Genomic DNA, 2,249 nt, shown 5'->3' with positions numbered 1-2,249 from the left:
CAGCTTGCCGGCAGTGGCACGTTGATCAGTCCGGCTCACGCCGGAGAGCATGGGACCAGAGCCGTCCAGTTACACCACTGCAGTGGGCACGATCCCCTGGTGTTCACAATTAGCCGTCAAGACGAGGTAATCGAAAGACTGGCGGGTGATCTGAGCCTGTCACCGGAAATCTCAGCAACGAGTTGGACCAACCTTGACGATTAATCTCCAACAACCTCCTTCAAGAGAAGCGCAGGTTCGACAGGAATCTAACGAACTTGTATTGAACGGCGACCAGCCATTGAAACTGCGGGCTATTCAATTCGGTCACCAGGCCGTTCTAGGCACGCCCCGGGGAACAACAACAACGTTGCATCGTGACAAACCCATCGGCGACAAAATTAGGGTGACGGGAACAGGATGATCTGCGCAACGAATAAATCTCCTTCAGCTCTTTTCGGGCCTTGCGTGATAGACTTGTGGAATGGAAATTTGGGTCCATAAATTTTCACTTCGCTGAGGTCGGGATCGAGGAGAAGTCATTGCAGCCAGTCGAAACGATTGAGATTCGTGTAGAGCGATCGGAGCAGCTATTCGAGACTCTTGATCCATTTCCTTTCAGGTCCCGCGACCTTTCCAGAGATGCCGACGAGTACATGTTTGATCGGGCGAGAGAGGCGACAGATGCGGTCAACATCGTCGTATTTCTATCCGTGGCGGATGAGGACATTGCGCAGGATTTGCACTCCGCATTCAGCAGTTATTTTAGTCAAAAGGCGGAACGCATATCCAAGGAGATCGGCGATCTTTTCAGCTACGGCCGGCGCTCGCTGCTTCTTGGGATCGCTGTACTCTTAATTGGCTTTCTCTCCGGGCAGACTGTGTCGGCGACAATGCCCTCTAGCTACTTTACGCAATCGTTGGAGGAAGGACTCATAATCGTGGGTTGGGTCGCAAACTGGAAACCGATAGAAATATTTTTGTACGATTGGTGGCCTCTCGTTCAAAAACGACGAACGTATCTCAAATTAGCGCGTGCAAAAGTCGATGCCATTCTTTTGTAAATAGCCCCTCCCGGATGCAGGTAGTGAAGGCCCGCGCCCGGTGGGTCACGAACGCGGGCCTGCCGACGTAGGGGTGCCGGCCGTCAGCTTGTTTAGAGCTGACCTAGTGATACGTAGTGGGTGCGTTTCGGATCATTTGAGAAAGGAGAAAGTGACCTGCCACTGCGAATTTCCTCCAGAATGGATGAGGGTCCGGCCCCTTAAAGGACGGACGCATGAAGAAGCAGCGATTTACGGAGGATCCGCAGCGCGCCGGTCCCCTCGACAACGAAAAGTGTCAAATAATGAGATTATAATGTCGGCCGACTTCCACGCAACCAGCAGCACAAGAATGCTGATGGGAGCCGGCCACAACAGCCGTTCATCGAAAAGTTGTTGCAAGTGATGAGGATCTCGCTCTTGCACCGCCACCGCTAGCCGACGGTAATAGGATCTGCTCGTAGACAGCACGGCTGCCGCAACAGGTGCAAGAACGGCTACCGCCACAGCATACGAACCTACCGCAACGGATGACCCCGAGAGCGCCTGCTCCAGCAATATCAAACTAGACTGTGCAAAGACCGCGATGGTTAGTCGATAGGGGAGAAATAGAAACACATCGCGATCCCTTTGGTTGTCCCATTTGGACGCGCCGACGCAAACGCTATTTGGCGCTATTTTCGCTTGTCATCGTGCTGGCGATTCAGACGATCGCTGCGATTGCCTATATACTTTTTTCGACGTTCGGAGGTGGTATGTGAACCGCACACGAGCGTCTTGATGGTTTCCGCCGTTTCAATAATATTACGGCGCGATGAAGAAATTGGATCATCGACGAGATATTTTTTTCGCGCCGGGTACCCGTTAGCGTGAAAAATGCGGTACGACTGACGTAGAATGCCTTACGACGCTATCCCGTGCGGCAAACACCGAAAGATATTATGTAGCCGCGTGCGTCGCTACTAGCGTGAATCCAGACAGATTGTATGACAATGGCTTCCAGCATTATTGGTCAGCGCCGGCCGTAGCCATCCGAGACTGCTGCCGCAGTGTGATCATTTGGGAAAGCAACACGCCCAAAACCACGTTCGAGTTCCATAATAACTCTTATCTGATTTATGGATGTAGCCGGGGTGGGTTCTAGAATGAAGTGCGACTTGCTAATGATCCCAATGGGTTATCAATTGCAAGGACGATGCAATGAAACGCACCTACTCTCAGATTGGA

The 2,249-nt window shown here is 52.1% G+C and carries 1 protein-coding gene; it reads left to right on the top strand.

Going from position 1 to position 2,249, the window contains the following annotated elements; all coding sequences use genetic code 11:
• Positions 1 to 521 precede the first annotated feature (521 nt).
• On the top strand, positions 522 to 1,043 hold the full coding sequence (locus FHT76_RS41175) for a hypothetical protein (RefSeq protein ID WP_259132167.1): 522 nt from the start codon (positions 522 to 524) through the stop codon (positions 1,041 to 1,043).
• The last annotated feature ends 1,206 nt before the right edge of the window (positions 1,044 to 2,249 follow it).

The organism is Rhizobium sp. BK176, from assembly GCF_024808055.1.
This window is presented reverse-complemented; position numbering and strand designations above follow the sequence as displayed.